The organism is Micromonospora sp. KC207 (assembly GCF_004348615.1).
GTDB lineage: Bacteria > Actinomycetota > Actinomycetes > Mycobacteriales > Micromonosporaceae > Micromonospora.
Genome location: NZ_SMKJ01000013.1, coordinates 23500 through 44220 on the forward strand (window position 1 = coordinate 23500; position 20721 = coordinate 44220).

Annotated in this window: 17 protein-coding genes and 3 pseudogenes; 10 read left to right on the top strand and 10 right to left on the bottom strand. The window is 70.2% G+C overall.

Features of this window, described 5'->3' with window-relative positions:
* The first annotated feature begins 337 nt into the window (after positions 1 to 337).
* The gene (locus tag E1258_RS03040; protein WP_243715146.1) at positions 338 to 1069 is read left to right on the top strand and encodes a hypothetical protein; all 732 of its coding nucleotides are present in this window, start codon (positions 338 to 340) and stop codon (positions 1067 to 1069) included.
* Between the two features lie 236 nt (positions 1070 to 1305).
* On the opposite strand, the gene E1258_RS03045 is transcribed toward E1258_RS03040, so the two are convergent.
* Positions 1306 to 1500 carry a WD40 repeat domain-containing protein gene (locus E1258_RS03045; RefSeq protein WP_132396610.1) on the bottom strand — a complete coding sequence of 65 codons (195 nt, stop codon included), beginning with the start codon at positions 1498 to 1500 and terminating at the stop codon, positions 1306 to 1308.
* 56 nt (positions 1501 to 1556) lie between these two features.
* Positions 1557 to 1751, bottom strand: coding sequence for a hypothetical protein (locus tag E1258_RS03050; protein WP_132396612.1), 195 nt, complete (start codon positions 1749 to 1751; stop codon positions 1557 to 1559).
* A gap of 422 nt (positions 1752 to 2173) precedes the next feature.
* Between E1258_RS03050 and E1258_RS03055 the strand changes: the two genes are divergently transcribed.
* The gene (locus E1258_RS03055; RefSeq protein ID WP_243715141.1) at positions 2174 to 2980 is read left to right on the top strand and encodes a serine protease; all 807 of its coding nucleotides are present in this window, start codon (positions 2174 to 2176) and stop codon (positions 2978 to 2980) included.
* Here E1258_RS03055 and E1258_RS03060 read toward each other — a convergent pair.
* Entirely contained in the window at positions 2945 to 5533 is a 2589-nt protein-coding gene (locus tag E1258_RS03060; RefSeq protein ID WP_243715142.1) for a tetratricopeptide repeat protein, read from the bottom strand. The two genes, E1258_RS03055 and E1258_RS03060, sit on opposite strands and share 36 nt — an antisense overlap.
* A gap of 202 nt (positions 5534 to 5735) precedes the next feature.
* Here E1258_RS03060 and E1258_RS03065 point away from each other — a divergent pair.
* The 3 genes and pseudogenes from E1258_RS03065 to E1258_RS03070 all read left to right on the top strand — a co-directional run.
* Positions 5736 to 7505, top strand: a pseudogene (locus E1258_RS03065) (potassium transporter Kup); the annotation flags it as partial.
* A gap of 116 nt (positions 7506 to 7621) precedes the next feature.
* Complete coding sequence (locus E1258_RS35645) at positions 7622 to 8074, top strand: hypothetical protein (protein ID WP_371688557.1); 453 nt, start codon at positions 7622 to 7624, stop codon at positions 8072 to 8074.
* Between the two features lie 26 nt (positions 8075 to 8100).
* Positions 8101 to 8316 (top strand): annotated as a pseudogene (locus tag E1258_RS03070) (NADAR domain-containing protein); the annotation flags it as partial.
* 230 nt (positions 8317 to 8546) lie between these two features.
* On the opposite strand, the gene E1258_RS03075 reads toward E1258_RS03070, so the two are convergent.
* Complete coding sequence (locus tag E1258_RS03075; protein WP_132396616.1) at positions 8547 to 9287, bottom strand: hypothetical protein; 741 nt, start codon at positions 9285 to 9287, stop codon at positions 8547 to 8549.
* A 75-nt stretch (positions 9288 to 9362) separates the two neighbouring features.
* Between E1258_RS03075 and E1258_RS03080 the strand changes: the two genes are divergently transcribed.
* Positions 9363 to 10253 carry a LysR family transcriptional regulator gene (locus E1258_RS03080; RefSeq protein WP_132396618.1) on the top strand — a complete coding sequence of 297 codons (891 nt, stop codon included), beginning with the start codon at positions 9363 to 9365 and terminating at the stop codon, positions 10251 to 10253.
* 233 nt (positions 10254 to 10486) lie between these two features.
* Here the strand turns inward: E1258_RS03080 and E1258_RS34295 are convergent, their stop codons facing one another.
* Positions 10487 to 11071, bottom strand: coding sequence for a hypothetical protein (locus E1258_RS34295; RefSeq protein WP_243715143.1), 585 nt, complete (start codon positions 11069 to 11071; stop codon positions 10487 to 10489).
* A gap of 170 nt (positions 11072 to 11241) precedes the next feature.
* On the opposite strand from E1258_RS34295, the gene E1258_RS03100 reads away from it, so the two are divergent.
* A complete protein-coding gene (locus tag E1258_RS03100) occupies positions 11242 to 12030 on the top strand; it encodes a hypothetical protein (protein ID WP_132396620.1) in 789 nt (262 codons plus the stop codon).
* A gap of 284 nt (positions 12031 to 12314) precedes the next feature.
* On the opposite strand, the gene E1258_RS03105 is transcribed toward E1258_RS03100, so the two are convergent.
* The 3 genes from E1258_RS03105 to E1258_RS03115 form a co-directional block, all read right to left on the bottom strand.
* The gene (locus E1258_RS03105) at positions 12315 to 13307 is read right to left on the bottom strand and encodes a MerR family transcriptional regulator (protein ID WP_132396622.1); all 993 of its coding nucleotides are present in this window, start codon (positions 13305 to 13307) and stop codon (positions 12315 to 12317) included.
* Between the two features lie 361 nt (positions 13308 to 13668).
* Positions 13669 to 16026 (bottom strand): FtsX-like permease family protein, encoded by a 2358-nt coding sequence (locus E1258_RS03110; protein ID WP_132396624.1) that lies wholly within the window; start codon positions 16024 to 16026, stop codon positions 13669 to 13671.
* Positions 16023 to 16724: an ABC transporter ATP-binding protein gene (locus tag E1258_RS03115; protein ID WP_132396626.1), complete on the bottom strand. Its 702-nt coding sequence runs from the start codon at positions 16722 to 16724 to the stop codon at positions 16023 to 16025. The genes E1258_RS03110 and E1258_RS03115 overlap by 4 nt, the downstream gene beginning before the upstream one ends.
* Positions 16725 to 17056: 332 nt before the next feature.
* Between E1258_RS03115 and E1258_RS03120 the strand changes: the two genes are divergently transcribed.
* The 3 genes and pseudogenes from E1258_RS03120 to E1258_RS03130 all read left to right on the top strand — a co-directional run.
* The gene (locus tag E1258_RS03120; protein ID WP_243715144.1) at positions 17057 to 18274 is read left to right on the top strand and encodes a sensor histidine kinase; all 1218 of its coding nucleotides are present in this window, start codon (positions 17057 to 17059) and stop codon (positions 18272 to 18274) included.
* On the top strand, positions 18253 to 18924 hold the full coding sequence (locus tag E1258_RS03125) for a response regulator transcription factor (protein ID WP_007073576.1): 672 nt from the start codon (positions 18253 to 18255) through the stop codon (positions 18922 to 18924). The genes E1258_RS03120 and E1258_RS03125 overlap by 22 nt, the downstream gene beginning before the upstream one ends.
* A 37-nt stretch (positions 18925 to 18961) precedes the next feature.
* Positions 18962 to 19084: pseudogene (locus tag E1258_RS03130) on the top strand (HAD hydrolase-like protein); the annotation flags it as partial.
* 135 nt (positions 19085 to 19219) lie between these two features.
* Here E1258_RS03130 and E1258_RS35530 read toward each other — a convergent pair.
* Positions 19220 to 20113 (bottom strand): expansin EXLX1 family cellulose-binding protein, encoded by an 894-nt coding sequence (locus tag E1258_RS35530; RefSeq protein WP_132396630.1) that lies wholly within the window; start codon positions 20111 to 20113, stop codon positions 19220 to 19222.
* Positions 20114 to 20219: 106 nt separating this feature from the next.
* Positions 20220 to 20627 carry a hypothetical protein gene (locus tag E1258_RS03140; protein ID WP_132396632.1) on the bottom strand — a complete coding sequence of 136 codons (408 nt, stop codon included), beginning with the start codon at positions 20625 to 20627 and terminating at the stop codon, positions 20220 to 20222.
* Positions 20628 to 20721 lie beyond the last annotated feature (94 nt).

Sequence of the window (20721 nt, forward strand, 5' to 3'; positions counted from 1 at the left end):
GCACGCACAAGAGCGTCCAGTCCCTCGAAGCCGACATCCGGTCGTTGATCGCGGACTGGAACAGCAACCCACGCTCGTTCGTCTGGACCAAGATCGCCGAGGAGATCCTCGACACCACTCGCCCGATTTGTAGGCGAATTTCTGGCGCAGGACACTAGCCGAGCCGCACGTGATCGATACGCACCGAGCTTCGGGAGTCCAGGGTCGCGATGCGGGCGGTACCGTGTCGCCGTGAGCGGGGATACGGATGTCGACACCTGAATCGCCGGCCAAGGCGCGACGACTGGCGAGAGTTCGCGGCGCACGCCGGCGTTTCGGAGCCCCGCCTTTGACCGGCGTGGCGGTGACGGTGGCCTGCCTGGTACTGACCGGATGCTCGGAGAACCGCGACGGCGACTCGCTGGCGCGGGACATCGCAGCCACCGAAGCGGCGCTCCTCGATGACGACCTCGGTTACCGCAACCGGGTTCGGGACGCCGAGTACATCGCCGCGACCGAGATCTCCAAAGAGGTGAAGGGCAGCGGCTCGACCGTCCGACGTGAGCCGTTGGGCTGGTCGGGTCGAACCGCCGGAAGTGAGCAGGCCACCATCGACGTCCGGTTCGGTGTGACGGTGGCCGAGCAGCCGGGGGTTTCCTTCGGCGACCTCGGCAACTCTGCCGGTCAGGCCACACGATGCTACCGCTATCTGCTCGAGCTCTCTCGCTACACGTCGTATCACGAGATCGACTGCCCGGCGATAGCCACTCCCGCAGTGCCCACCGCCTCGCCGAGCCCGGGGCTGCCGGACGACGGGCGCGAACGGCTCGCCGCGGCGCTGCGCACCGCCACACCCGACACGCTTGTGGGCACGGTGCGGGCGGCATTTCCCGAGAAGCACATCACCGTCGACACGGTCACCCACGAGGGCGCCCTCGTCGCCGCGGTGGGCGTACCCGCCGAGCGTGACTGCATCCTCTTGGTCAGGACTCCGAGCGGAGCCATCGAGTCACCCGGGTACGACCGGATATGGCTGGAACCAGGCGAAATGGGGTGCAAAACCAGCCTGTACGTCTCACCACCGCGTTGAAGGGCCCCGCAGGCCGTCGTCCGAACTGCCGGCGGCCACCGCCGGTGGCCCGGCCCGGCCATGACGGCTCGCCCGTCGGGCCAACAACCAATTTCCAGGCCGGCCAGCCGGGTCACTGAGCACTGGGTGCTGCGACGCGCGCTCGGCGGCAGATGCGGATACTGCGTAAGCCTGTTGTGACGTCACTTGCCACGAAAAGGCAGACGGCGGCAACAGTGGTGTCTACAGAGGCGGGCCTACAGCAGTGGGCGGACAGCGGCCCGGGCCAACGCCTCGGCGGATGCGCGCGGGGCGGCGGCTGCGGCCGGTCCTTGGGAGTAGTAGATCGGGGTGGTGTGGGTGCGGTCGGTGGTGTCGTACAGGTGGGTTGTTCCGCCTGCGCTGGCAGCGGCGAGCAGTCGCCCGTCGGGGCTGAACGTGACGGCGTACATGGTTTGGTTCCTGCCGGTGAGCATTCGGACCTCCGGCTGGGTCGTCGACGAGCTGATCAGGCTCGACCGGGCCCCGGTGGTGGTGCGATCCGGTGGGCGACGAGCGCCAGTTGCCGGGAGAGCGAGACGTCCTTGTCGCGAAGCTGGTCGGCGCGGGCCGCGACCAGCCGCGAGCGGCTGGATGAGACCGGCGACTGGTTGGAGGGCACCGCCAGCGAGTACCGGTACACCATGCAGCTGACCGGCGCCACCAGCATCGACGATGCGCACTTCGTGGTGGCGCAGGGGGCCGCATCTGGGCTCCTGGACCAGGGGTTTGTCGCCGCGTTGGCCGTCGTCGGCGAACAGCGGGAGCAGTCTCGCCGACCGAGCCGGCAGGTGTCCGACGTCTGGATGGGCATTCACGGTGACCGGTCGGTGACCGGCCGACGGTGCTCCGGTGTCCGGGAACCGGTCGGACAGCCCGGCCTCTGCGCAGCCTGGTCGAGATAGGCGTGACTGCGGGGGAACCCCGTCCGACCAGAGGAGAGCCATGCTTGGAAAGAGATGGGCGGTAGTAGTCCTTGCCGCCGTAGCCGTCGGCACCGCAGCCCCTCCGGTCGGGCCAGCGGCTGCCGCCACGACTCCCGACCGACCTGCCAGCGCCGATGCGACCCAGTCCGGTCACCGGCCCGTGAGCACGACGGCGCCGGTGGCCAGCACCGCCGTCGGCGTGACTCCCGCCGTCGGCACCGAGGCAATCCTCGGTCCCGACACCCGGGTGCCGGTCCGCCCGACCACCACGTTTCCCGCCAGCGCCATCGTGCGGCTGGTGTTCACCGGCGGCCAGTGCACCGGCTTCATGATCAGCGAACGCACCGTGGCGACTGCCGCCCACTGCCTGCACTCCGGCGGCTCCAACGGCACCTGGCGTACCAACGTCGTCGCGTACCCCGGGCACGACGGCACGACAGCTCCCTTCGGCGGGTGCGCGGCGCTCCGGCTCTTCGTCCCTTCGAACTGGACCAGCGCGACCAATGCCCCTGGCGGTGGCAACCCGGCCTTCGACTACGGGGCGGTGCAGCTCAACTGCACCATCGGCACCAGGACCGGCTGGCTCGGCCTCGGCTACCCGACCCAACCGGTGACCGGATCCTGCACCAGGACCCAGGGATATCCGGCCGACCGGCCCGGACAGTGGGCGAGCGACGACGCCGTCCGGGCCGAGGACGCGACCTATCTCTACGTCCGGCATCCCCTCGTCAACGGGCTGGACGGCAGCCCTGTCTTCTACACGCCCGACCCGGATGACTGGTGCCCGATGCCGCCGCCGCTGGTGATCCCGTGCCCGTGCCCGCCGCCACCGCCCTGCGTGTGCCCGATCCCGACAGTGCTGGCGATCCTCTCCCGTGGCCCCTCCGGCGTCGGGCCCGGCGCCACCAACAACATCGCCACCCGGATGACGCTACCGATCATCAACAACTTCATGCAGTGGCGTTGATCCCTCCGACCGGCGCTGTCGGGGCGGGCGGCGAGATGCCGTTGCCCGCCCCGACAGCGCTTCGGCCCGCTGGTCAGGGAAGCCGCCGGGCTCCGCGCGCAGCCGGTCCCGGAGCTGCTCGGCGTCCGGGTGGCCGAGCAGCTCCAGGATCTCCAGCGCACGGCGCCAGGCCCGCCGAGCGGGGCCCGGCGCACCGGCGGCACGGTGGCTGTCGCCGAGATGGATCAGCGTCGTCGCCTCGTAGTAGCGCTCGGCCGCCTCCCGCCACAGCGCGAGCGCGTTGCGGTAGCAGCGGATCGCCTCCGCTTGCTGCTCCAACCGGTGGTGCGCGTAACCGAGGCTGTCCCAGGTGTGCGCCTGCCAGTACCGGTTGCCGACCTGCCGTTGGAGCACCAGCGCCTGCGTACAGTAGTCGATCGCCTGTCGGTGGTTGCCGAGCTGGCTGTGGTACCAGCCGATGTTGTTCAGCGCGTTCGCCTTCCCGTTGGCGTTCTCCGCCGCCGCGAACAGGCCGAGGGCCTGCTGCGCGTGCTGGAGCGCCTGCTCGTACCGGCCCAGGCGCTCGGCCAGGATGCCGAGGTTGAGGTGAGCCCGAGCGCTGCCGATCGCATCGCCGAGGCCGGTGTAGAGCCGCAGCGACCGGCGCAGGTGCACCTGGGCCTGGTGGTGGTCCCCCAGCCGCAGGCAGGCCACGGCCCGGTTCCGGTGGGCGCGGGCCTGCCCGTCCCGGTCGGCCACCCGCGACGCGGCGAGCAACGCCCGCTCCTGGACCACGAGCTGCTCCTGCCAGGCCCCGAGCCGATCGAGGTACGTGTTGACGGCCCAGGCGAGCTGCCAGGCGGGTGTGTCGAACCTGGCGTCCGTGGCGAGGCCGATGACGGCCAGGAGGACTCGGTGCTCGCTGGTGAACCAGCGCCAGGCCGCCGCCCGGTCGGTGAGCGCGGTGATCGCGGTGCCCGGCCGGGCCGGGGCGGGGCTGATCGGGTCCCGCTGGTCGTAGAGGAGCAGGTCTGCGGCGTACCCGGTGTGCAGGTAGGAGTCGATGAACCGGCCGAGCGCCTGCCGGCGGGCCTGCTCGGGCTCGTGTTCGGCGACCAGCTCGGCCGCGTAGGCGCGCAGCAGATCGTGCAGGACGTACCGCTGTGGGAGATGCTCGGAGACCAGGTTCGCGCGCACGAGTGCCGCCAGGGTCCGACCCGCCTCCGCCACCGGTGCGCCGGCCAGGCTCGCGAGCGCCGGCACCGAGACATCCGGCCCGGGGTGCAGTCCGAGCAGCCGGAACGCCCGCGCCGAGGTCGCATCCAGATTGCGGTACGACCAGGAGAAGACCGTCCGGATGTCGGTGGCCGCATCGCCCTGGCTGAACCGGTCGAGGCCGTCCGACCCGGTCAGCTCGTCCGCGAGCCGACCGAGGCCGAGGGCCGGCTGGACGGCGGCCCGCCCTGCCACGATGGCCAGCGCGAGCGGCAGCCCCGCCGCCGCGTCGACGATCCTGGTCGCCGCCTCCGGCTCGTTCTCCAGCCGATCCGTGCCGAGCCGCCGGGACAACAACTCGTGCGCCTCCCGCCGCGACAGCGGATCGAGGAAGAGCGGACTCGCCCCCTCGATGGTCACCAGCCCCGGCAGGTGACCGCGGCTGGTGACCACCACCAGACACTCCGGCGAGCCGGGCAGCAGGGGGCGGACCTGATCGACGTCACCGGCGTTGTCGAGCAGTACGAGCACCCGCCTGCCGGTCAGCACGCTGCGGAACAGTCCGGAACGGGCATCCTGTCCCGCCGGGACGCGCTGCGCCGGCACTCCGAGAGCTTCGAGGAACTCGCGGAGCACCTCCGCCGGGCTCGCCGCCGGCCCGGTCGCGTCGAACCCACGGAGGTTGACGTAGAGCTGCCCGTCGGGGAAACGGTCGGCGACCTGGTGCGCCCAGCCGACCGCCAGGCTCGTCTTGCCGACCCCGGCCGTACCGCTGATCAGGCAGATCGTCGTGGTGCCCGGGGCGCGGTGTCGGTGCGCCAGCAGGCCGTCCAGTCTGGTGAGCGCCGCCCTGCGACCCACGAAATGGGGTACGGCCGTCGGCAGTTGCCGGGGCGTCACCCTGTCGAGGACATCCGCCCGTTGCCCGGTCGGCGACGGTCCGGGTGCCGGCGGCTCGGGTTGGCTGGCTGGCGCGGCGCCGCCGGATCGGCGGCCGAGCTGGGCGTGGGCGGCGGCCCGCAGCCGATCCTCGGTACGGGCGGCGTCGGCGATCCGAAGCAGCCGCCAGTGTCTCGCATCCCAGTGCCTCATCTCGGCCAGCTCGGCTGGCAGGCGGACACCGGCCCGGTGGGCATGCGCCAAACATGCCTTGACGAAGGCGGCGACGAAGGGCCAGTCGGGCAACGACTTGGCGTTCAGCTTGTCGCTGATCGTCGAGCGGGCCAGTGGCTGCCCCTGCGCTGTCGAGATGGCGACCAGGGTGTTCAACGACGGGGCCCCGGAAAGCTGCCGGAGGTGTCGGAGTTCGCCGGCGAACCAGGCCGACGCCTGCTGCGCATCCCCGCCCGCTCCGCTCATCCGTCCGCACCTCTCCGCGCCGGACACGTCTACCAACGCATGGAAGATACTCGATGTTTTCTGCCGTGCCGGGTACCGTACTCAAGTAGCTTCCTGATCATCCCAACCGCGGCACCCGGATCCGCACGGGTCCGACCTCGGTCTGCACCGTCTTCGCATCGTGACATTACGCACGTTGACCCGCCGACCGGTCGTCTCATCGATGCCGCCTCGTCGAGGTGGGCGTCGCGTCCAGCTCCGCATCGAGGGCCGATTCGGGCACGGCGGGGGTGATCCCCGCGAGGAGCCCACCCAAACCGACCAGGGACACCCCGGCCCTGGCCCGCTCCATCAGGTGCCGCCCGAACTTCCGCTCCGCCGCCGACGGCTGCGGAAGTGGAGCCAGCGTTCTTCTTGTCTTCGTGCGCGATATGTCCGTTCAAACCTGCGACGAGGGAGTCGGAGGCCGCCAGCGGCGCAGCGGAGACCGTGGCGGTCATGCCTGCCCTGCTGGTGCGGCAGGTCGGTGCCCGTCGCGAGCGATTGCGACATACGGCCCAGGCAGTTGCGTGCTGGTTGGTATGCCTGTGGGGTGGCGGAGCTAGCGGACGACGAACAGCCCAGCCTGAACGACCAGGGGCCGGCGAAGGGTGGTGAGCTGGCGCCCGGGACAGCGTCTGAGGGTCGTCGGACGGCAGGGCTCGGGCTGACGCTGGGCGCCCTGGGCGTGGTCTACGGCGATATCGGGACCAGTCCGCTGTACGCGTTGAAGACGGTGTTCACCCTCGACCGTGGCCTGGTACCGACCGCGCCGGATGTGTTCGGCGTGATCTCGCTGGTGTTCTGGTCGATCATCCTGATCGTGTCGGTCAAGTACGTCATCTTCATCCTACGGGCCGACAACGAGGGCGAGGGCGGGGTGATGGCCTTGGCCGCCCTTGCCGGAAGAGTGCTGATCATGGGCAGCACGAGGCGCGCCGCTGCGGCGCTGGCGCTGGGTGCGTTGGGTGCTGCGCTGTTCTACGGCGACAGTGTGATCACTCCGGCGATCTCGGTGTTGTCGGCGGTGGAGGGTCTTGAGGTGATCTCCCCGGAGTGGGCGGTCGTGGTGCTCCCGGTGTCCGCGGTGATCCTTACCCTGCTGTTCACCATCCAGCGGTGGGGCACCGGACGGGTCGGGGCGGTGTTCGGGCCGATCATGCTGCTCTGGTTCGCCACTCTGGGTGTCGTCGGCGCGGCTGAGGTGATCCGTCACCCGAGCGTGCTGGCCGCACTGTCCCCCAGCTACGCGGTCCTGTTCTTCGTGGACCACCCCGTCATCGCGTTCATCGCCATGGGCGCCGTGGTACTGGCCGTCACCGGCGCCGAAGCGCTCTACGCCGACCTCGGGCACTTCGGGCGCGCCCCGATCCGCCGGGCCTGGTTCGCGATCGTGTTTCCCGCCCTGACGCTGAACTACCTCGGCCAGGGCGCGCTGATCCTCCACACACCCGCCAGCCGGGAGAGCCCGTTCTTCCTGCTGCTACCAGACTGGGCGCAACTGCCGATGGTCGTCCTGGCCACCGCGGCCACCGTCATCGCGTCCCAGGCGGTGATCTCCGGGGCGTTCTCCGTGTCCCGGCAGGCCATGCGGCTGGGCTTCCTGCCGCGCCTGCGCATTCGGCAGACCTCGCATCACCAATACGGACAGGTCTACGCGCCCGGGGTGAACTGGGCCCTGTTCGCGGCAGTCCTGCTGGTGGTGATCGCGTTCGGCTCGTCCACGAACCTCGCCGCCGCGTACGGGGTGGCGGTCACCGGCACGTTCCTGATCACCACGACCCTGTTCCTCGTCGTCGCGCGGGTGCAGTGGCACTGGAACGCGCGGCGGCTGGTGTTGTTCGGGGTCGTCTTCGGCAGCCTCGAGTTGACCTTCTTCACCGCGAACCTGGCCAAGGTCACCCACGGTGGGTGGCTGACGCTGCTCATCGCGGTCGTCCTGTTCACGCTCCTGCTGACCTGGCGGCGCGGAGCCGAGCTGGTCACCGCCCGACGGATCGCGCGAAGGGCCTCTGCGAATTCATCGACGGCCTGCACGCCGCCAACACCCCGCGGGTGCCGGATACCGCCGTGTTCCCCCACCCAAACAAGGAGACCACTCCCCTGGCGCTACGGGCGAACGTCGCGCACAACCACGTACGCCACGAGAAGATCGTCATCGTCACCGGTCACACCGAGAACGTCCCCCATATCCCGTGGGATGAGCGCCTCACCATCGACGATCTCGGCGACGCAGACGACGGCATCATCCACATCACCGCCGTCTTCGGCTTCCATGACCCCACCGACTTCCCCGAGGTCCTGCGCCGCTGCGCCACCCACCCCCTCGCCGAAGGTATCGACAGCTACCAGGTTTCCTACTTCGTCTCGCGGATCACGCTGCGCTGCACCCGAACGCCGGGGATGGCCACCTGGCGTAAGCGACTGTTCATCGCCCTCGCCCACAACGCCGCAAGCCACGCCGAATTCCTGCACCTGCCGGAGGAACTCACCATCGTCCTCAGCGCCGAAGTCCCCGTCTAGACCCTGCGGTGATCTCGCACTCGCAGGGCAACGTGGCCAAGTTCAGCCAGCACCCCGACCTCGGGCAGTACCTGTCTCGCACGGGCAACCGGATACCGGTGGAAGCCAGCCCGGTGGATCGTGTCTGGGGCATCGGCCTTTCCGCCACGGACCCCCGCGCACACGATCCAGCCCAGTGGCGCGGCCGCAACCTCCTCGGGTTCGCGCTGATGCACGCCCGCGCGCAGCTCGCCACCGGATAGACCTCAAGATCCGGACACATCGGGGACGGCTCGGCGCCGAACAGTACCGCGTCATCCGCCCAGCCAACCCGGTGACCGACGCGGTGCTGGGCCGGATGTGCGGACAGCCAGTCGCGATGCCGGTCGCGCACGGCGTCCCGTTCACCGGGTTTCCGGTGACCGGCAAGGCTCCCGCGGCTCAGGGGCATCGGAGTAGCCCGCTGTGACGACCAGCACCTCGGGACCGGTAATCAGTTCGGCGAGTAGAGCCCCTTGGCGGCATGTTCGACGGCGGCGGAAGCCAGCGCCCGGATGATCGGGTGGGGCCGGGTGCCATCTCCCGCGAGTTCGGGCTGGAACAAGGTGGCGAGGAAGAACGGGTGGTCCGGCAACTCGGCGATTCGCACCTCACCCGCCTCGTCGACGCCACTGAAGCGCAGTCCGTGCGCACGCAACGCATCCAGGTAGTCCGGGCTGGTGCCATAGGAACAGTGGTAGCGCTCGACGGTCCGGTCAGCTCCCAGGACCCGCTCCGCCAACGATCCTCCGTCCACATTGACCACACCTTCGTGACCGACCAGGGAACACGCCAGCGCGACGATCAGCAGATCGTCCGCCTCCGGCTGGTTCTCTGCGTGGTGGACACCAGACAGTCCACACACGTTGCGCGCGAACTCCAGGACCGCATGCTGGAAGCCACCACAGGTGCCGAGAAACGGGGTCCCCCGCTCACGCGAGCTGCGGGCCGCGGAGATCGCCCCGGCTTCGCTGCGATACGGGCTGCCGGGCACCAGCCAGATGGCATCGAAACCGTCCAGGGCATCGGCGGATTCCGCATCCTGGGTCGGGATCCAGTACGCGTCCAGGACCAACTGGTCGCGTCGGGCCAGTGCGTCGAGGAGAGTGGGGATACGGGCGTGAGCCCGAACGCTGGGCGAGCGATCGCCCACCAGGGCAACGCGGGCTGTCGAGAAGTTCAAACGCTCAGGCATGTGAACATCGTGCCCGGCAACCGAGTACAGCACCAACGATGATTCATGACCTTCCCATTAGCGATACTAATGGGCATGGACCCGCACCTTCTCCGCACGTTCGTGACCGTGGCCCGCTGCGGTTCGTTCTCCGAGGCTGCCCGCGCACTGGGCTACACGCAGTCAGCGGTCTCCCAGCACATCGCCGCACTCGAAAACGACCTCGGGGCGATCCTCCTGCTACGACGCCCTGTCGCCCCGACCGACGTCGGCATCCGGCTGCTGGAGCACGCCGGACCGCTGCTGCTGCGGTTGGACGCCGCCCGCGCGGACATCGCGCGCCTCACCGCAGCACCCGCCGCCCACATCGTCATCGGGGCTTCCCCGCTGGCCCTGAACCCACAGTTCACCCGGACGCTTGCCGACCTGCGCCAGACGCAACCCCGCCTGCGGGTAACAGTGCGCGTCCTCGGCCGCGAGGCCATCCCACGCGAAGTCGCGACCGCAACCCTGGACCTTGGTCTGATCGACGGCATGACCGCCCCCAGCGACCCGCTCCACCTCGCCGACGTCGGCCCGCTCACGGCGACGGCCATCGCGGAACAGCCCCTCGCCGTGGCACTCCCCGCCCAGCACCCGCTATCCCGCCGCGCCAATCTGCGCTTGGCCGACCTCGCCGATGCCCGATGGATCGACGCACCCGGCACCGCCATCTCACTCGCGCAATTGCGCACCGCGAGTGGCTCCGACGGCTACCGAGCGTCCTTGCGATACGAAGGAACCGACCTGCGCGGACTCATCGCGCTCATCGCCGCAGAACACGGGCTCGCACTTCTGCCCCAGCCATCGATCGACGGCCTGCCCGGCATCAACGCAGTACCCCTCTCCGCACCACGACTGGTGCACCGCACCGAGGCCCTATACAGCAGCACGCTGGACGGCCCCCCAGCACTCCTCGCAGCAGCCTTCACGGCGACCACCAAATGACCGGAGACGAAGCCCCTCGCCACGATTCCAGCCGGCTCTCTGACCGACGTCCACGAAGCCCTCGACAACGGCGGCGGCGTCTCCGGACCAGCCGCGCGTCGCCTGACAAGCGCTGCCGGCGCCGATCACCGCCGGTTCGGCGGAATGATCACCACCACGCGACAGGCCCACAGCCTGCTGGCCGATTCCGCCCTCAACGTCTTCCACAACAGCGAAGCGTTCCTGTCTTGCAACTACGACCGCGCCAAAGCACTCTGCCACCCCGGCCGCGGCGCCCAGACCACACCAAGCCTCGACCGATGCCGCAGCAACTGCGCCAACATCGCCCGCACGACGAGCACGCCAGCCAAGTCGAGAACGCGGCAACCGAGCTCCGCGCCCAAGCCTGCTCGCCGCTGCTGCCCGAGCCGCTCGCCGACCGGCTGCGACAGAATGCCGATCACCTCGCTCAACTCGCCACTGACCACCGCGCTTCCCGCATCACCGTCGATCAGGAGGACCCTTCTACGACTGGGCCGACTCGGCGTTCCATGAACCTGGAGAACCACGAACTGCGTACCGGCACCGCCAGATCGGGCCGCGCCGCCGCGCCGCAGCCGATCGGCCCGCTCGGCGCCGTCGAGCACGAACGCCATGAGCCCGTCGCGGTCCAGGCCGTTGGTGAACGGGCAGTACCACACCTCGAGCCCAGTCTCGGCCGCGAGCCGCGCGGTCAGCTCGAGCCGGTCTTGGACACCGCCGGTGATACGGACCGCGTCGTAGTGCAGCTCGTCGAAGAGGCGCCGGCGACGGCCCCCATCACCGGGTGGCGACGACACCGATAATGCTGTTACGCGCCGAGTACGCGATGCGCGGCATCCCCTCGGTCCCCGACGAGGTGCTAGTCGAGATCGTGGACGAGGTGTCTCTGCCCCTGGTACGCGGCCGCGGCTGACGCGGCATCGACCGGACGAAAGCGCGGCTGGCTATGGGCTGAAACACTGTGATCATGGATCAGGGTGGCCCGGTCGCGTCGCCCGGACGGGCTTGGCGGTGGTGGGGTGCGTTGCGGCTCGCCCTGGTCCTACTGTGGCTGCTTGCCGCGGTGACGACCTGGTGGACGGCTCCCCGGAAGCAGAGCTACGACCAGGCGAGGGCGGATGTGGCTGCAGGCCGCGTGACCGCATACCAGTGGGGCGACCGATGGGGCGTGGGCAGCTCACCACGATGGTTCGGTACTCCCGCCTTGCAAGGCTCCGGCACGCTCGGGCCGCTGATCGCGTGGAGAACGCCCGATGGGCGGGTGCACTGGACCGACACCGACATCTTCGGCCAGGTAACCACCACCGGCGCCGTCGACCAGGGGAGCTACTCCGGACCTGGCGCCGTCGGTATTGCCCAGGACTTGCGGGCCGCCGGGCTCGAACACCGAGCTGGCGTTGTCCCCTCACCGGCATCCGCCGTCACCTGGATCGACCTCTTCCTCGCTGCCGTCGTTCTTGGTGTCGTCGTCGCCGGGCCGGCTCCGGTTCGGGGCACTCGGTGGTTCTGGTTCTGGCTGATCTACCTCACCCCGCACGGCCTCGGGCTGCTGTTCTGGTTGGCCCGGGACCACCCGTGGTCGCGTCCCGCAGTGCCGGCCGCCGCCCGCAGCAGAGTGGAACGGCGGCACTCCGGAATTCTCGGTTTCGGTATCGGCATCCTCGCGGCCATGCTGATCGGCGCTGTCCTGCTGATCCTCCGCCAGGCCCTGGGCGACTGGTGGGTACCACGGCCTGATGCCTCGCACCACACGTAGTCATCGGCAGACCAGCGCCTTCAGCGCACCCGTTAACACGTCCTGACTCACGTCATTCGCCTGACCCGGCCCGCATCATGACAGTCGCAGCGAAAACCACTGTGGACCATGGCCCCACCCGCGGCACGACCCACCGTGGCCCCGGTCGAAACCGGTTACCAGGAGCGTCAGATCAACGTCGACCGGCCGCAGCGTGCAAAGTAGCCGCGCAAGGTCCCCTGCCGGAATCCGCCCGATGCGTTATGGCGACCAGGCAGGCCAACCGCCGAGCCGCGTATCGCCAATCAGGAAGCCGGTAGGGCGGACGCGCGCAGTGCCGCGGCCAGCCACTCGAACGGGAACCTCTCCGGTGGCATGTTGTTCACGGCCGCGACCAGCTCCATGTACCGGTCGAATGGTCCCTCCGGCTCCGGCGGGGTGCGGTCCCACTCCGCGCCTGCCAGCATGTGGTCGGCCGCCTGGATCCGGAACTCGGGCGTGTCCGGCATCCCAGGGCTGTCCGGTGTCGCGAAGATGCCGGTCAGCCACCCGATCCACTGGTCGGCGATTTCCCGCCCCCTGGGCGAGTCCGGTGGCACCCGCTCCCGCGCCGCGTCCATCAGCGGCTGTCCGATCGCCGCGCCCGCTTCCAGGGCGTCCAGCATCGGCGACGAGGCCATCAGCGGCCCGGCCCCGGTGGTGCACGCCTCGTGCAGCTCACGGCGCACGGCCTGCCGGACCTCGGTGTCCCGGACCAGCTCGGCCAGTTCGATCCACGCCTCCAACTGCGCCGCGGTGGGATGTTCGGGCAGCTCCGGCCGGGCCGCCCGCCACCACTCGACCATCCGCTCCGGTGGTTCCCAGCCGGTGGAGACCTCAATCCAGAACTCGTCGATCAGCCGATCGCGTTCCTCGTCCGGCATGCCAACCAGCTTGTGCATCAGCGTGACCTGCTCGGCTGTGGAGTCCTGCCGCAGGATGGCCGACAGCACCGCGCGGCGGCTGCGCAGCCGCGCCTCCTGCCGTGCCAGCAGGGCAAGGTGGGTGGTGGCCAACTCGCGCAGCGTCGCCCCGCCGGCCAGCACCTGCCGGATCTCGTCCAGGCTGGCGTCGAGTTCCCGTAGCGTCCGGACCAGTTCGAGCCGGGCGATGGCCGACACGTCGTACAGGCGGTGGCCGGCCGGGGTGTTGGCGGCCGGCGTGACGACACCGGCGTCCGCGTAGTACCGGACGGCGCTGACGCTGAGGCCGGTCCGTCGGGCGACATCCCCGATGGCATACAGCTCGTTCATGTCCACGACGCCACTATGCGATCTCAAGCGGCTTGAGATACAAGCCCCTCATCAGATCGCCCGGCAATCTCGGGAGACGGGCCCAGGCTAAACCGATCGACCCAGTCATCCGAGATCGCGCACCCGGTCATCGGCAATGACAGCGCACTGCCATCCGTGCCGCGCGGCGAGTTGCCCCCGCCATCCAAGGCGAGCTGGGCTGCCCGCCGCGCAGGGCCGCCCGCCCGCGCGGCAATCAGATGCGTCGACCTCCCGACCGGCACCACCGATGATCGCCCGGCCGACATCCCGACCCCCTCTCGCCACCCTGCGTAAGCCCAGGTCAACGACGACCGACCACCCGGGCACCGATCTCGGCACCCAAGATCTATTCGGTACGCAGCGCGACAGCGGTGCGGGTGCGGGCGGCCCAGCCGGCCGGCAGCAGCGCGCCCAGGATCGCGATCAGCAGACCGCCGAGGCCGAGCAGTGCCAGGCTGGCCGGCTGGTAGACGTCGGTGACGGAGGCGGGCAGGGTGATGCCGGCGCCGTTTCCCATCGCGGGCACGACCACACGGTGCAAGGCAACGCCGGCCGATGCGCCGATCGCGCCGCCGGCCAGCCCGGTCACGACGACCGAGGCGACGACCATCGCTATGGTCTGCCGGGGCGTCATCCCCAACGCCTTGTGGATGGTGAGGTCGCGGACGCGTTCGCGGGTGTCGAGCACGACCATGTTCAGCACGCCCATCCCGGCGACGGCGACCAGCATCAAGGTGAGGAGCGCGGCGAGCGCGTCGAGAAGCACAATCGTGTCGCTGCTGCCGCCGGAGTGCCCGGACTGCGCGGTGAAACCCGACGATCCCAGTGCGGTGTTCAGCCCGGCCACGTAGGCGGCCACGTCCGTGCCGCCGGTGAGCCCGATGTGGTAGGTCGCGGCGACCAGGTCCGGTTTCGTGGTCGCGAACGTGCCGGCGTCGGCGAACATCAACAGGTTGTTGGTGGGGTGGAAGACCTCGCCGACGATCCGGACTGGCACCGTCATGCCGTGGTCGGTCAGCATGACCGTGTCGCCGATCCGGGTGCCGGTGGCGGTCAGGAACGTGCCCGGCACCGTGGCTTCGCCGGGGCGGGTGAACCACCGGCCGGAGACCATCTCGTACCCACCCCAGGACGCGTCACCGGTGAACCCGTAGAGCCGGACGGAGCCGGCCCTCCCGGCGATCGCGACCTGCGTGCTGGCGACGCTGTAGTACCTCGTCGTGCCGGGCTGGCGCTGGATCGCTGTGGTGATTCTGGCCATCTCGTCGGCGCTGAGCGCCCTCGGGGCGTTGGGCGTCGGGTTCGCTCCGCTCGGCGGGCCGAACGTATCGATGATTACGTCGGCGGCGGCGTGGTCCTTGGCGACCTGCACCTGGTTCAGCGAGGCTGCCACGCCGACGGCGAACGTGACGGTGGTGACGCCGAACACGATGGCCGCGAGCATTGAGGCGGCGCGGACGGGACGGGCGAACGGGTGGGCCAGCCCGAGACTCACCGACCGGGGTAGCGGGAGTCGGGCGGTCAGCCGGGCCGCCCACTGGCCGCGGCCGGGAGGTGGCGTGCGCCCGGCGGCGATCGCGTCAACGGTGCGCAGCCGGCCGGCCCGCAGCGCCGCCGCCCAGGCCACCAGCGCCACGACGCCGAGCGCGCCGGTGACCACGACCGCGTCGACCCACCAGGCGACGCCGGCGGTACTGGTGCCGTAGAGCTGGTCGGCATCGGCCAGCACCGGGATGGCCAGGAGATTGCCGGCCACGACGCCGGCCGTGATGCCGCCCGCGGCCGGGATCAGTGCCTGGGCCACGTACGCCCGTACGACCTGCGCGGGCGTGAACCCGATGGCCTTGAGGATGCCGATCCGCCGTGTGCCGGCACCGACCGCGCCGGCGATCACGTTGCCGACGATGAGCACCGACATGATCACGCCTAGTGCGCCGAACGCAACCAGGAACGGCAGGAACAGCGCGGTGTTGCGGTCGTTGGCCTCCTTGACGGTGAGCCAGGACTGCGTCCCGGTCAGCGCCTCCGCGCCGGTCGCTGCGGTCACCGCGGCCCGGCCCTGGCCGATTTGTGTGGCGGTGCTCGCCGCGGCGAAGCGGTAGAGCATCTGATAGCCGCCGGGCGCGCCGGGCGCGGTCAGCGTGGCGATGTCGGATGGCGACACCCAGGCGTCGGCGGTTTGGCTGACCGACCGGGCCACGCCGACCACCCTCAGCGTCGGGCTTCCCGGCAACTCGGCGAAGCGCAGGGTGATGCCGAGCGGGAACGGCCCGGTGGGGTAGTCGGCGGAGAGCACGATCTGGCCGGGGCCGGTCACCCACTGTCCCTGGCTCAGAGACACGTCGTCGACGCCTCCCCTCGGCGCGGCACGACCGACGACGGTCATCGGTGGCAGTTCCCGGTCGGCGGCGTCGCGCGGGGTAGCGGACACGGTCGGGAACGGACCGGCCGCCGCCGTGACACCGGTGGCCCGCACGGATGCCGACAGCCGCGCGGTCGTGGTCTTGGCGGCGTCGAACTGCGCGGTCAGGTGCGCGCCGTGTTGTTGGGCGAACGCCCGGTCGAACGGCCCGCTGGACGCCACGACCAGCGACCCGCCGAGCACCGACGCGGTCACCGCGATCATCGTGGCCAACCCGATCACGACCGTCTGCACCCGGCGGCGGCCCACGCCCGAGCGCACCACACGTCCCAGTGCGCTCATCGGGCCCGCCCCGCCGCGACGGTGCGAACATCGGCGACGACCCGGCCGTCAACGAGCCGGATCATGCGGGTGGCGCAGGATTCGGCCAGCGACAGGTCATGCGTGACCAGGACGATGGTCTGGCCGTCGTCGTGCAGGTCGTTGAGCAGCCGTTTGACGTCCTCGCCGGACGCGGTGTCCAGCGCGCCGGTCGGTTCGTCGGCCAGCAACAGCGTCGGGCGGTTCATCAGCGCTCGGGCCACCGCGACGCGCTGCCGCTCGCCGCCGGAGAGCCGGCCCGGGTACGCGGCGGCGTGCCGGGCGACGCCGAGCGCGCCGAGCAGCTCCTTGACACGGTGGTGGGCGGCGCCGCGCGCCATCCCGGCCAGCTGCGCCGGCAGGACGACGTTGTCGGCGACGGTCAGGTCGTCGAGGAGGTTGAAGAACTGGAACACCATGCCGATCTTGTCCCGCCGGTAGCGGGCCGAGGCGGCTTCGTTGAGCTGGTCGACGCGGACGCCGTCGACGGTCACGGTGCCGCTGCTCGGCCGGTCCAGACCGGCGATCAGGTTGAGCAACGTGGACTTGCCGCTCCCGGACGGCCCGAGGATCGCGACCGCCTCGCCGGGCGCGATGCTCAGTGCTGTGTTGTGCAGCGCGGGCGGCCCTTCGTCGTACCTGCGGCTCACGTTGTGCAACTCGATCACCGGCGCGGTCATGCTCGTCTCCTCGGTTCGGCTTACCCTTGCGGAGATCGACGCTAGGTGTGCGGGCATTCCGGGCGCGTCGGCCCGGAGAGGCATCCTCGTTGGGGCGCAGGGATGAAGGCGTCCGGCCTCATCCCCGAGGACTAGGCGCGCGGTGGAGCCCGCTGGTTCTCCGGACCAATACCGCCGGCTGTGGCGGGCCGGCGAGAATGGACCCGGTGGGGATCACCGACCGACTGTGGGCCTGGGGCCGGCAACTGCTGCGCCCGTCCGGTCCGCTGCCCCGACCATCGCGGCGCAGCCAGGGATTCGACGCGATACTCGCGCTGGGCATCAGCGCCATCGTGATCCAGCCGAGCTACGGCGTGTTTCCCAGGCCCGCCGGACCCGGCACGCCGGGCCCTGCGCTGCCGGAGCGGCCGGGACCGCAATTCCAGGTGGATCCAACGGACACGCTCGACCCACTCGCGTACCATCATGTCGCCTGGGCGATCGTGATGCTGCTGATTGCCGCGCCGCTCGTGACTCGCCGCAGGTATCCGCTCGCGGTGCTCTGGATCGTCATGGCCATGGCCACGGTGGTGTCGGCGGTCACGGAGGACCGCGCGACGATCCGGTTTTCGTTTTACGTCTGCGTGATCGCCGCGTACAGCGCCGCAGTCTACAGTCCGTACCGCATGCCGGTGCTGGCCAGTCAGCTCGTGGCGGCCCTGCTGTACAGCCAGCTCCAGCAGCTCCAGTCACCGACGCTGCCCACCGTCTCCAGCGACGCCGTTCCGGCCCTGGTCCTGATCCCGCTCGCGATCGCAACCGACGGGCTACGCCGGTGGCGGCGCCGGGCCGACGAGGAACGCGCGCGGACGGCGGCGCTGGAACGCGAACGGGACGAGGCGCTCCGCCGTGCGACCGAGCAGGAACGCGCCCGTATCGCCCGGGAACTGCACGACGTCGTCACCCACAACGTCAGCATGATGGTCATCCAGGCCGGCGCCGCCCGCACAATGATGCCGCCCGACCAGGAGCAGGTCCGGGAGGCGCTGCTCGCGGTCGAGGCGGGCGGTCGAGCGGCGATGTCCGAACTGCGCCACGTCATGGGGCTGCTGACGATGAACGTCTCCGGCTCCGACGCGGCCGGCGCCGCGGAACTCGCACCCCAACCCGGCCTGGACCGACTGGAGGCCTTGGTCGCAGGCGTCCGGGCCAGCGGCGTGCCGGTCGAGTTGAACGTGGCCGGGCAACCACGCCCCATGCTGCCCGGAATCGAACTGGCGGCCTACCGGGTGGTGCAGGAAGCGCTGACGAACACCGTCAAGCACGCGCGCGGCGCATCCGCGACCGTCGCCGTCGACTACGACACCAGCCACCTCCGCGTAGAGGTGGCTGACACCGGTGGCGTGCCGCGTGCGTCAGCCACGACCGGCAACGGACGCGGGCTGATCGGGCTCCAGGAACGCCTCGCTGTCTACGGTGGAACCCTGCATGCCGGGCCACGCCTCAGCGGCGGCTACCGTGTCCACGCACAAATTCCCCTGGAGGCACCATGGCCCCACCACTGCGCGTAGTGATCGCCGATGATCAGGCATTGGTCCGCGCCGGCTTCCGGATGATCCTGTCGGGCCACGGCATCGACGTCGTCGCCGAGGCGACCGACGGCACCGAAGCGGTCGACGCGGTCCGACGTACCCGCCCCGACGTGGTCCTCATGGACATCAGGATGCCTGAGCTGGACGGTTTGGAGGCCACCCGACGCATCATGACCGGTGCCGCGGACGAGCCACGCGTGATCATGCTCACCACGTTCGACCTCGACCAGTACGTGTACGCGGCGCTGACCGCCGGGGCCAGCGGCTTCCTCCTCAAGGACGTCAGCCCCGAATACCTGGTCGCCGCCGTGCGCCTGGTCCGCTCCGGCGACGCGCTGCTCGCGCCCGCCATCACCCGCCGCCTCGTCGAACGGTTCGCCCGCCGCGACACCGACACGCCCGCGATCCACCGCGACCTGAGCGCACTGACCGCCCGTGAGCTGGAAGTGCTGCGCCTACTCGCCGAGGGCCTCAGCAACGCCGAACTCGCCGAACGCTTGCACCTGTCCGAGGCCACCGTGAAGTCGCACGTCGCCCGCATCCTCGCCAAACTCGGCCTGCGCGACCGAGTTCAAGCCGTCGTCGTGGCGTACCGGACCGGTGTAGCCAATCCCGCACCACCGGACTGACCTCTTCACCTGAAGTCCAGGGAACTGTGTAACGGGGCTGCGCAAGCCGAACCCGGAGCTGGCCCGGCCCGCCGCCCGGGCGCTCGGCGTCGCGATCGCCGACTGCTGGTTCGTCGGCGACAGCCGGCACCGCGACGTCGCCTGCGCCCGCCGCATTGGTGTCGGGGCGGCAGTCGCCGAGACCTTCGGCGAGGGCCGCTTCGGCGGTGTGAACTGGACAGAGAGCGTCAGGGAAACTGGGCAGAGAGGGCCGGGGAAACTGGGCAGAGAGGGCCGGGGACCGGGGCCCGGCGGGTCAGTGCCTGGCGAACTGGACCCGGGTCGGCTGCACGACGTCCGGCTTCAGCTTGATCCCGCTGATCGTCAACTTCTCTCCGTAGATGTCGGTGATCCTGATCGGGCCGCCGCACCCACTGCCGTTGGCAGAGATGAAGTAGTTGTATTCGGGACGGGGTAGCTGGCGCCAACCGCTGCTGGTGCGGACCTCCAGCAGCGCCACCGGATTCCGATGGCCGATCGCCTGGATGCCGCACCACCACTGGCTGGACCCGACCTTGTACCGGATCGAGATCGTATCGGACATGCTGGGACTGAGCAGTTTCCACGTGATCGGCACTTCGCCGAGTGAGCGGTTGGCCAGTTTGGCGAAGGCCTGTGGGCTCAGGTCGATCTGCCCGGGCGCACAGGGCAACGGGCACAGGTTGTTGATCCGGACCGTGACGGAGTTTCCGTTGGCCGCCTTGACGAGCACATACGCCCCGCATGCCTTGGCCGACTCGTAGTCGGTCTGGTTCATCGCCCCGATCATGAGGTCACTGGCCGGGCCGAACAGGCAGGCCCCTCCACCGTCCGCAGCGTCATAGAAGGTGGCTTTTCCGCGGTACGTAATGTTGGGCCGGATCCGTCCCGCCAGCGGTGCCACGCCGACGGACTTCGGCGACGGGCTGCCGGTGGCCGACGGCCGTGCGGTCGTGGGGGTGGTCGTGGGGGTGGTCGCGTCAGCCGCCGCGGTCGGGGACCCCGGCCCGGACGTGCCGACCGCCGGGGTGCTGGTGCCGGCGGCGGGCGTGGGCGCGGCATGCCAGGCCGGAGATGGGCCGCCACAACCGGCAACGGACGCCAGCACGACCACCGACACGGCGCTCGCGAACGCGATGCGCCACGGGCGGCGCGGATGCAGAGGGGGCATATCGGGTGTTCTCCTTCAGCCGTTCAGTCGACCAGTCGACCTTCAGTGGTCCGGCGGACCGGAAAGGTTGCTCGGCCGCCCCGAAGAATTCAGCCGCCCTGAAGATTCAGAAGCCGCCGTCCACCTCGGCCCGGGCAACCTCGGTGGTGGCGATCGCCTGGTAGCTGTCGCGGCTCGGGTCCCTGCCGCCCACGGCGTGACCGTACTGCACCGCGAAGATGTATGAGCCCGGCGTGATGCGTACCGCCGGCTTCAGCGTGAACGTGTAGACCAGGACGTCCGGCTGCTGCTCGACAGTCGTCACCAGGTGCTCGGCCGGTATGGTGCTCCACATTCCGGTGCTGGTCACGTACGGGGTCAGCGCGATCCGTACGCGGACCTCCAGCGCCGTCAACGTCTCGCTGTTCCTCACCGTCACGTTGCTCTGCGCCCAGTTGTCGATGCTCTGCGGGTCCACCGCGCCGCTGGCCCACAGGAAGCCCCGCTCGACGCCGCTGTTCCCCGGGGACGCCACCGGTGACCGGGACCCATGGGCAGCCGACGACGGACGACTCGCACCACCACGGCTCGGTGACGATCCAGCGGTGGCGGGTGAGACGGCCGTGGGG